The organism is Mesorhizobium sp. 43Arga, from assembly GCF_053714255.1.
Genome location: NZ_JBSKBO010000007.1, coordinates 290,682 through 300,496 on the forward strand (window position 1 = coordinate 290,682; position 9,815 = coordinate 300,496).

6 protein-coding genes are annotated in these 9,815 nt (G+C 63.8%); 4 read left to right on the plus strand and 2 right to left on the minus strand.

What is annotated here, in order from left to right:
- Positions 1–6: 6 nt before the first annotated feature.
- On the minus strand, positions 7–3,516 hold the full coding sequence (locus tag ACWGS8_RS24340) for a PAS domain-containing hybrid sensor histidine kinase/response regulator (protein ID WP_454583287.1): 3,510 nt from the start codon (positions 3,514–3,516) through the stop codon (positions 7–9).
- Between the two features lie 250 nt (positions 3,517–3,766).
- Between ACWGS8_RS24340 and mscL the strand changes: the two genes are divergently transcribed.
- Both mscL and ACWGS8_RS24350 read left to right on the plus strand, forming a co-directional pair.
- Positions 3,767–4,189 (plus strand): large conductance mechanosensitive channel protein MscL, encoded by a 423-nt coding sequence (mscL, locus tag ACWGS8_RS24345; RefSeq protein WP_454583288.1) that lies wholly within the window; start codon positions 3,767–3,769, stop codon positions 4,187–4,189.
- Between the two features lie 207 nt (positions 4,190–4,396).
- A complete protein-coding gene (locus tag ACWGS8_RS24350; RefSeq protein ID WP_454583289.1) occupies positions 4,397–5,563 on the plus strand; it encodes a pyridoxal phosphate-dependent aminotransferase in 1,167 nt (388 codons plus the stop codon).
- 33 nt (positions 5,564–5,596) lie between these two features.
- On the opposite strand, the gene hemA is transcribed toward ACWGS8_RS24350, so the two are convergent.
- The gene (hemA, locus tag ACWGS8_RS24355) at positions 5,597–6,874 is read right to left on the minus strand and encodes a 5-aminolevulinate synthase (RefSeq protein ID WP_454583290.1); all 1,278 of its coding nucleotides are present in this window, start codon (positions 6,872–6,874) and stop codon (positions 5,597–5,599) included.
- Between the two features lie 278 nt (positions 6,875–7,152).
- Here hemA and galE point away from each other — a divergent pair, with 278 nt between their 5' ends.
- Together galE and ACWGS8_RS24365 are read left to right on the plus strand one after the other, a co-directional pair.
- Positions 7,153–8,148, plus strand: coding sequence for a UDP-glucose 4-epimerase GalE (galE, locus tag ACWGS8_RS24360; protein ID WP_454583291.1), 996 nt, complete (start codon positions 7,153–7,155; stop codon positions 8,146–8,148).
- 99 nt (positions 8,149–8,247) lie between these two features.
- Positions 8,248–9,498: a D-amino acid dehydrogenase gene (locus tag ACWGS8_RS24365; RefSeq protein WP_454583292.1), complete on the plus strand. Its 1,251-nt coding sequence runs from the start codon at positions 8,248–8,250 to the stop codon at positions 9,496–9,498.
- Positions 9,499–9,815: the final 317 nt, after the last annotated feature.

Consider the following 9,815-nt stretch of genomic DNA (forward strand, 5'->3'; position numbering starts at 1 on the left):
TTGGCGTCATTCTGCCGCCGATGCCAGCGGCCTGACCCTGGCCATCATCGAGCGCAGCACCGCCGGTTTCAGCGGCTTGTTGATCACCGCAATGTCGAGCCCGGCTGCCGCCGCCCGCACCTCGTTGGACCGGTCGGCGGTGACCAGCACGGCGGCCAGGTCGTCGCCATGGGTCGCACGCAGTCGGGCGATGATGTCCAGGCCGGTTTCGCCGTCGAGATGATAGTCGGCAAGCACGATATCAGGGCGGTGTGGCGCGGCGTTCTCTAGATCCCGTGAGCCGGACACTGTGTCGACCTTGCATCCCCAGCCTTCGAGCAACAGCTGCATGCCCTCGAGGATGCGGGCATCATTGTCGATACAGAGCACATGCAGCCCGGCGAGCGAAGCCGCGGCACGCGCGGGAGCCTTGGTTTCGACCTCGCGTCGCGGCTCCTGCACCGCCGCGACCGGCAGGATGACGGAAAAGCGCGTGCCCTTGCCCGGATTGGAGAAGATGCGGATTTCCAGGCGCAGCACCCGGGCGATGCGGTCGACGATGGAGAGGCCAAGGCCGAGACCTTCGGCTTCGCGCGCGCCTTCATCGAGCCGGGTGAACTCATGGAAGACCGTATTCAGCTTCTCGCCGGCAATGCCGATGCCGGTATCGATCACCTGGATCTCCGCCAGGTCGCCGCGCCGCCGCACGCCGACCAGGATGCGGCCCCTGCGCGTGTATTTGATGGCGTTGGAAACGAGGTTCTGGATCAGCCGGCGCAACAGATTGCGATCGGTCACCACCGTCAATGAAGACGGCATGATCGTCAGGCCGAGCTTTTTCTCTGCCGCCATGGGCCGGAAGTCATTGCCGATCTGACGCAGCAGCCCGTCGAGGTTGAAGGCGGTATCGTCCGGCTTCATCGCGCCGGCATCGAGGCGCGAAATGTCAAGCACGGCGCCGAGAATCGTCTCGACCGATTCCAGCGAGGATTCGATATTGACCGCCGCCTTGCCGGCCGGTCCCTTGCCGGCCTTCTCGATCAGCGACGAGCAATAGAGCCGGGCGGCGTTCAGCGGCTGCAGGATGTCGTGGCCGGCGGCGGCGAGGAAGCGCGTCTTGCCGAGATTGGCCTCCTCGGCCAGCATCTGCGCCTGCGCCAGTTCCTCATTGACCCGGGTCAACTCCTCGTTGACCCCAGTCAGCTCGATGGTGCGGGTTTTCACGCGCTGCTCCAGCGATTCATTGGCGCGCTTCAGCGCCAGATCCTGCTCTACGCGTCCGGAAATGTCGGCATAAGTGGCGACGATGCCGCCATCCGGCATCTCATTGGAGCGCAGTTCCAGGATGCGGCCGCTGGTCTTCAGCTCCATCTGCCAGGGGCTGACGAAGCTGGTCAGCCGGTTGAGCATCGTCACCCGCTGGTCGGCGGGGATGTCGCCGCGCTCGGCGAGATGACGCAGGATCTGATCGAGCGAGACGCCGACCTGGCCCATCTCGTCGGGCAGGTCGAACAGCGCCCGGTACTGGCGGTTCCAGCAGATCAGCCGGAAATCGCGGTCGAAGACGGTGATGCCTTGCTCCATCTGGTCGAGCGCGATCTGCAACAGGTCGCGGTTGTGCTGCAGCGCCTCGGTGGCGTCGTCGAGCAGACGGAAGGCATCCCGGGATTCGCGGTCATGGCGCCGGAACAGCAGCGACAGGATCAGCCGCGCCGAGGAGGAGCCGACGGCGCTGGCCAAAAGCTGCTCGGAGAAGCGGATGACGTCCATGCTCGCCTGCTCCTTGCCGTGCAGCGAGGCGCCATTGGTCTTCTCGAACGACTGGAAGGAGCGCTCGGTGCGCTCGACGCCGAGGTAGCGCGCGATCGTGTCCTTGAGGTCGTTGACGGTGATGGCCGTGCGGAAGCGGCGCAGGCTCGGCATCGGGCCGGCATCCCTTGGCACGAAGATCGATGCCTGGATGCGCTCCAGCGGCACCGACGCGCGCGACAGCGAGCCAAGCACGAAGAACAGCGTGTTGATCGACAGGCTCCACAACACGCCGTGGTTCAGCGGCTCGGCCACCGTACCGAACAGGGCTTGCGGGCGCAGCGCCTCGAAGCCGAAGAGCCCGTGCACGACGATGTCAGTGTCGGGCGCGACAAGCGAGGGCAGGAGCAGTGTGTAGCCCCAGACGATGATGCCAGCGACCATGCCGAGCGCGGCACCCCTGCCATTGGCGCCGCGCCAGATCAGCCCGCCGATCAGCGCCGGCGCGAACTGCGCGATGGCCGCGAAGGACATCAGCCCGATCGACGACAGCCGCGCTGAGTTGGTGCTCTCGCGATAGTAGAGGAACGCGATAAACAACAGGATGAAGATCGCCCCGCGTCGCACATTGAGAATGAGCGTCGACCAGTCCTCGTTCTCGGAGGTCGAGGTCTTGAGCAGGCGGCGCACGAACAGCGGAATGACGAGGTCGTTGGAGATCATGATCGACAGCGCCACGCTTTCGACGATCACCATGGCCGTTGCCGCCGAAAGCCCGCCGATGAAGGCCGCCATGGCCAGCACATCATGGCCGCTGAACAGGGGCAGCGACAGCACGTAGAGATCGCTGCTGGTGCCGGTGCCGACCAGCGACAAGCCGGCAAAGGCGATCGGCAGCACGAACAGGTTGATCGCCACCAGATAGAGCGGAAACACCCAGGTCGCGGTGCGCAGTTCGGCCTCGCCGCGGTTCTCGACGATGGTGACGTAGAACTGCCGCGGCAGCATGACGATGGCAAAGCCGCTCAAGCTGGTCAGCACCAGCCAGGTGGCTAGCGAGGTGTTGTAGCCCATCGCCTGGCGCACTTGTGCGTTCTGCGCCAGCTTGGCGAACATGTCGCCCGGGCCGCCGAAGATCAGGAAGGTGACCATCAGGCCGATCGCCAGGAAGGCGGCGAGCTTGACCACGGTTTCGACCGCCACCGCCAGCACCAGACCGTCCTGGTGCTCGGTGGCGTCGGCATGGCGGGTGCCGAACAGCACGGCAAACAGCGCTAGCAGCATGGCGACGACCAGCGAGATATCACTGACGAACGGATCGAAGGAGGGCGGCGATCCCGTATAGTGCTCGACCATCAGGCTGACCGAGCCGGAAATCGCCTTCAGCTGCAGCGCGATATAGGGCACCGCCCCGATGGTGGCGATCAGCGTGGCGATCGCCGCGACGGTGAAGCTCTTGCCGTAGCGCGCGCCGAGGAAGTCGGCGATCGAGGTGATCTTCTCGGTCTTGGCCAGCCGCACGATGCGGTTGAGCAGCGGAAAGCCGAACACGAACACCAGCACCGGGCCGGTATAGATGCCGAGGAATTCGAGGCCGCGCTCGGAGGAGAGCCCGACCGAGCCGAAGAAGGTCCACGAGGTGCAGTAGATGGCCAGGCTCAGCGCGTAGATGAACGGCCGTGCCCGGCCCGGCCCGGAGACGGCCGAGCGGCGGTCGCCCAGGCTGGCGATGGCGAACAGCAGCGTCACATAGGCGATCGCGATGATGACGATGAACAAGCCCTGCACGCCTGGAATTTCCTCCTTTGCCGTCTTTTTATCCGGCTTGTCCGAACGCAATCACAGCTTGGCGCCGGAGTCCATTGCGGCTTTGGGCGCATGAAGCGCATGATTTCTGCAGGTTAACGCAAGGGAGGGAGAAAGCGGTTGCTTTCTCCTTTTTGCCCATGTTGCAACTTCAGGTTTTTGTTATGTTGTCGCCGGGTCGATGCCGCAAGGACGGAACGGCAGCGCGGCCGGTCATGACACGGAGGGTGGAATGCTGAAAGAATTCCAGGAATTCATTTCCAAGGGCAATGTGATGGACTTGGCCGTCGGCGTCATCATCGGCGCTGCCTTCGGCAAGATCGTCACTTCGCTCGTCGACGACGTCATCATGCCGATCGTCGGTGCGATCTTCGGCGGACTGGACTTCAATAACTATTACGTAGGACTGTCCTCGGCCGTCAACGCCACCTCCCTCGCCGAGGCCAAGAAACAAGGCGCTGTTTTTGCCTATGGCAGCTTCATCACCGCGGTGCTGAACTTTCTCATCCTCGCCTTCATCATTTTCCTGATGGTCAAGGCGGTGAACAATTTGCGCAAGCGGCTTGAGGCAGAAAAGCCGGCGGCACCCGCTGCGCCGCCGCCCGCCGATGTCGCGCTGCTCACCGAAATCCGCGATCTGCTCGCCAAGCGGTAATTCAGCCAGCCATTGCTGGACCAAAACCCCGGTCGTTCGCGGCTGGGGTTTTCTGTTTTCGTATCTGCTAAAGAGCGGCAAGCCTAGAGCAATTCCAGGAAAAGTGTGAAACGGTTTTCCGTCCGGAATTGCGTTAAAACAAAGAGTTAGAGCGGTTTGCCGTTTCCGTGAAACGGTGAACTGCTCTAAAGGAAAACGGATCTGTCCATGAGTCTGATCGATAGCTTTCGCGCTGAAGCCCGCGCCGCACCGGAAAGTGGCATTGTCGCCGTCGTCAACTACGGCCGCCTGCGCGAGGGCTTGATCCCGCTCTGGGCCGGCGAGGGCGACCTGCCGACACCCGCCTTCATCACCGATGCCGCGTCGAAGGCGCTGGCCGGCGGCGAGACGTTCTACACCTGGCAGAGGGGCATCCCCGATCTAAGGCAGGCGCTGGCACGCTACTACGCCAGGCACTTCGGCAAGACCTTCCCGGAGGAACAATTCATCGTCACCGGATCCGGCATGCATGCCATCCAGATGTCGCTTACCGCGCTCGCCGGCGCCGGCGACGAGGTGATCTATCTGTCGCCCGCCTGGCCGAATTTCGACGCTGCCGCCGCCCTGTCGGGAGCCGTTCCGGTGCCGGTCACGCTCGATCATTCCGGCAATGGCTGGTCTTGCGACGTCGAGAAGATCGCCGCGGCGATCACGCCGCGCACCAAGGCGCTGTTCATCAACACGCCGTCGAACCCGACCGGCTGGACCGCCGATCACGAGACCTTGCAAGCGATCCTCGACCTCGCGCGCGCCAGGAACGTCTGGATCATCGCCGACGAGATCTATTCGCTGTTCCACTATGGCCACGGCCGCGCGCCGTCCTTCCTCGACATCGCGACGGAGGAAGACCGCATTCTGTTCGTCAACTCCTTTTCCAAGAACTGGGCGATGACCGGCTGGCGCGTCGGCTGGATCAAGACGCATCCGAGCCTGCAGCAGGTGTTCGAGAACCTGATCCAATACTCGAATTCCGGCGTTGCCCAGTTCATGCAGCGCGGCGCGGTCGCGGCCCTTGACGAGGGCGATGGTTTCGTCGCCGAGCAGGTCGAGCGGGCGAGGAAGGCGCGCGACCTGGTCTGCGGCATTCTCGGCGCCACCGGCCGCGCTGGCTTTACCGTGCCGCAGGGCGCGTTCTACCTGTTCTTCACTGTCGACGGCATCACCGATTCCCGCACCGCCGCCTTCGACATCGTCGACAAGGCCAATGTCGGCCTGGCGCCCGGCACCGCCTTCGGTCCCGGCGGCGAAGCCTTCCTACGGCTATGCTTCCACCGCCGCCTCGACCAGGTCGAGGAAGCCGCGCACCGGCTGGCGAAATGGATGAAAACTATTTAGCCAGCCCGCGTCGACTGGCAGTCGAGCCGCGTTTCAGCCGCCTGACTTGGGTACCAGCAGCGGAACGATCCGGTCGCTCTTGGCCACGGCGGGTCGTCCTGCCGCGCCATAGGGGATGCCGAGGGCGTCCCATGTCTCGACCAGCGCGTCCTGTAGTCCAGCGATCAGCGCATCGGAATGGAACGGCGTCGGCGTGATGCGCAGCCGCTCGGTGCCGCGCGGCACGGTCGGGTAGTTGATCGGCTGGATGTAGATGCCGTGCACGCCGAGCAGGCGGTCGCTGGCCATCTTGCAGAGCTCCGGATCGCCGACCAGGACCGGCACGATATGAGTTGGCGAGTCCATCACCGGCAGGCCGGCCGCCGACAGGATCTGCTTGGTCCGCGCTGCCTGCCGCTGCTGGGCGTCACGCTCGGCCTGCGAGTGCTTGAGATGGCGGATCGAGGTGGTGGCCGCGGCGGCGATCGCCGGCGGCAGCGCCGTGGTGAAGATGAAGCCCGGCGCATAGGAGCGCACCGCGTCGATCACCGCACTGGTGCCGGTGATGTAGCCGCCCAGCGTGCCGAACGCCTTGGCGAGCGTGCCTTCGATGATGTCGATGCGGTCGGCCAGGCCCTCGCGCTCGGTGATGCCGCCGCCGCGCGGACCGTACATGCCGACAGCATGGACCTCGTCGATATAGGTCATGGCATTGTAGCGCTCGGCGAGTTCGACGATCTCCCGGATCGGCGCGATGTCGCCATCCATCGAATAGACGCTTTCGAAGACGATCAGCTTGGCGCGTTCGCGCCCCGCCGCCTGAAGCAGGCTTTCCAGATGCGCGACGTCATTGTGGCGGAAGATCTTCTTCTCGGCGCCGGAGCGCCGCACGCCTTCGATCATCGAGGCGTGGTTCAGTTCGTCCGAGATGATCAGGCAGTTGGGCAAAAGCCGCGCGATCGTCGAGATCGAGGCTTCGTTGGAGACGAAGCCGGAGGTGAAGACCAGGGCCGCGTCCTTGCCGTGCAGGTCGGCCAGTTCATGCTCGAGCTCGACCAGCGGGTTGGAGGTGCCGGAAATGTTGCGGGTGCCGCCGGCGCCCGAGCCCATCTTGCCGGCCGCATCCTGGAACGCGGCGATAACGTCCGGGTGCTGGCCCATGCCGAGATAGTCGTTGGAGCACCAGACGGTAATTTCCTCGGCGCGGCCATTAGAGCGCCATATGGCGCGCGGAAACTTGCCCGCGATGCGCTCGAGGTCGGCGAAGACACGATAGCGACGCTCCGCGTGGAGCTGGTCGATCGCTTCTTCGAAGAACCGCTGGTAGTTCATATCGTCTTCCCAATTTTGCGCGGGATCATAATCATTGGCCTATTGGTCGTCCACCGGGCCGTTTTGGTCAAAATGCCACGCCCCGCACCTGTTCCTAACGATGGCGGATCGTGGCCTATTCCCACTCCACGACACACACTGTGGATCACTTTTGTTTCAGCACGATGCCACATTTGGTGAACGCCGGTTACCAAGGGTTCTAATGGCCATGCGGCAGGCTTTCCAGTAAGGCGGTGTTTGAGACAGTTTCCGATAAATCTTGAGATGCGAGGATGCGGATGACGGTTTTGGTGACAGGCGGTGCCGGCTATATCGGCAGCCACATGGTCTGGGAATTGCTGGATGCGGGCGAAAGCGTGGTGGTGCTCGACCGCCTTTCCACCGGTTTCGAATGGGCGGTGGCGCCGGAGGCAAAGCTCGTCGTCGGTGATGTCGCCGACAAGGAATTGGTCGGTTCGATCATCAGAGACGATCACGTCGACGCGATCATCCATTTCGCCGGTTCCATCGTCGTCCCCGAATCGGTCGCCGACCCGCTCGCCTACTACGAGAACAACACCTCAAAGACCCGCACGCTGATCGAAACCGCGGTCCGCGAGGGTGTACCACATTTCATCTTTTCCTCGACCGCCGCCGTCTATGGCGGCGCGGGGCTGGAGCCGGTGCGCGAGGATGCCCGCCTGGCGCCGGAATCGCCCTATGGCCTGTCCAAGCTGATGAGCGAGTGGATGTTGCGCGATGCCGGCCTCGCGCACGACATCCGCTACACGGCGCTGCGCTATTTCAACGTCGCCGGTGCCGATCCCAAAGGCCGCACCGGCCAGTCGACGCCGGGCGCCACGCATCTCATCAAGGTCGCCTGCGAGACCGCGCTCGGCAAGCGGCCTTTCATGCAGGTGTTCGGCACCGATTACCCGACGCCGGACGGCACCTGCATGCGCGACTATATCCATGTCAGCGACCTGGCAGCCGCGCATCGTCTTGCCCTGCAGCGGCTGCGCGCCGGGGGACAGAGCCTCGTCGCCAATTGCGGCTACAGCCATGGTTATTCGGTGCTTGAGGTTATTGAGAGCGTTCGGCGCGCCTTTGGCCGCGATTTCGAGGTGAAGATGGGCGACCGGCGTCCTGGCGATGCCGCTGCGGTGGTTGCCAATTCGGACCTTGCCCGGGCGGAACTCGGCTGGACGCCGCAGCGCGACGATCTCGACCAGATCGTTGCCGACGCGCTCGCCTGGGAACGCATCCTGACCAGCAAGAACTCCGCCCGCGGCTGAGCCAACCCTCAGGGCTCGCAAGGCGCGCGGTGACGCGCTATGGAAGCAGTCGCGACCCGGCGTGGAGGCGCTGCGTCGCGAAGACCTTTGGGGGATGGCATGAAGATAACGGTGCTCGGCGCCGGCGTTGTCGGTACGGCTGCGGCCTATTACCTGGCCGCTGACGGCCACGAGGTCACCGTGATCGAGCGCCATGCTGCGCCCGCGCGCGGCACCAGCCAGTCCAACGCCGGCCTGGTTTCTCCAGGCGACGCCACCGCCTGGGCCTCGCCGGCGGCGCTGAAGACGTTTTTGCGCGGGCTCTACAATCATGATCTCGGGATCAAGGTCAGGCTGCGCTTCGATCCCTATTTCCTCGCCTGGAGTCTGCGTTTCCTGCGCCAATGCACGGTGGCCCGCCTGCGCGCCAACAGCCAGGTCAAGCTGCGCCTGGCGCTCTATTCGCGCGACTGCATCAACGCCGTCTCGGCCGACACCGGCATCCACTATGACGAGCGCAAGAAAGGCATCCTCTATTTCTTCCGCTCGCACCACAGTCTCGACACCGGCACCGACAATTACCGCTATCTGGCCGAACACGGCCTGCCGATCGAGATTGTCGGCCGCGACCGGCTGGTCGAGCTCGAGCCGGGCCTTGCCGGGGTGAAGGAAAAGATCGCCGGCGGCGTCTATTCGCCGATCGACCAGACCGGCGATTCCCGGCAGTTCGTGGAAAAGCTCGCCGCCCATGCCGCCGAAAACCTTGGCGTGAAATTCCTCTACGGCACGACGGTCGAGGGTCTCGACATAGAAGGCGACCGCGTGCGGGCGGTGATGACCTCGGCCGGACCGGTGACGGGTGACGCCGTCGTCATCTCGATGGGGCCGGAAAGCGGCCTGCTCGGCCGCCGCTACGGCATCGACCTGCCCGTCTATCCGGTGAAGGGCTATACCGCGACCATTCCGCTGGAAGACGAGAGCAAGGGGCCGACCATGGGCGGCGCCGACGAGGACCAGCTGATGGCCTATTCGAGGCTAGGCAACCGGTTGCGGCTGGCTTCGACCGCCGAATTCACCGGCTTCGACCGAACCCATAAGCCAAGCGACTTTGCCACCATGTTCAGGACCGCCAGGGATCTTTTCCCCGGCGCCTTCGACGAGAAGAAGGCGGAGCTCTGGGCGGGCCTCAGGCCAATGATGCCGGGCTCCGTGCCGGTCATAGGCCAGGCACGCTACAAGAACCTCTATCTCGACACCGGCCACGGCCATGTCGGCTGGACCATGGCCTGCGGCTCGGGCAAGTTCCTGGCCGACCTCGTCGCCGGCCGCAAGCCGGAGATCGATCCGCAAGGGTTGGTCTACACCAATTGACGGAGAATTAATCGTCGTGTCGGCACCGGGTCCATTCACCTTGTTCCCATTCGGCAAGCCAGCCGCATTCAAGTTCGCCAACCTGCGCCAGATTTGTCTTGTCTGTCGGTCAGATGGCTGAGACCGACGACTTCAAAATCTCCACAGTCCGCAGGATGATCATGCTCGCCGCACGTCAGTTGCCACTCGCCGTCGGAATGACGAATGACCAATGTCGCAGGTCTCTCCGATCGAAAGACGTGGCCACATACAATTGCTCTGGCTTCCTGCATTGGGAACACCAACTACGCTATGTTTGACCGCATGACAGCTTCTAC